The sequence below is a fragment of the Aestuarium sp. genome (assembly GCF_023253315.1).
In the GTDB taxonomy this organism is placed as follows: Bacteria; Pseudomonadota; Alphaproteobacteria; order Rhodobacterales; family Rhodobacteraceae; genus Marivivens; species Marivivens donghaensis.
The window spans coordinates 1-326 of the sequence record NZ_JALRGW010000041.1 but is presented as its reverse complement, the minus strand read 5'-3'; the positions used below and the strand labels follow the sequence as shown (position 1 = coordinate 326).

Annotated in this window: 1 protein-coding gene; it reads right to left on the bottom strand. The window is 47.9% G+C overall.

What is annotated here, in order from left to right:
- On the bottom strand, nucleotides 1-326 hold a 326-nt coding region (locus tag AC1QQ2_RS13450), incomplete at both ends, for a hypothetical protein (RefSeq protein WP_479713503.1).

Sequence of the window (326 nt, the reverse complement as noted above, 5' to 3'; positions counted from 1 at the left end):
CCATTCGCTCTTTCGAGCGCCAGTCAGGAGGAGGGTAACCGCGAATAGATACAAGTAGGGGTGATTGCTTCGCTTGCATTCTCCAAGGAGTCGGCTGATTTCAGCTTTGGACAAGAAGCGTTGGACATGATCGCCTACGGGCAATTTCTTGATTGCGATGCCATGGAACGGATTGCGGTCTAGATAATTCCAATGAACAGCAACATTCAACATACGGTTCAGCATAGAGGAATGCTTATTCACGGTCGCTGGCTTGTAGCCCTCGTTGATCTGCATCAGCTTCCATTGATCGATATCTTCACTCGTGATGTCAGCTAATTTTTGGT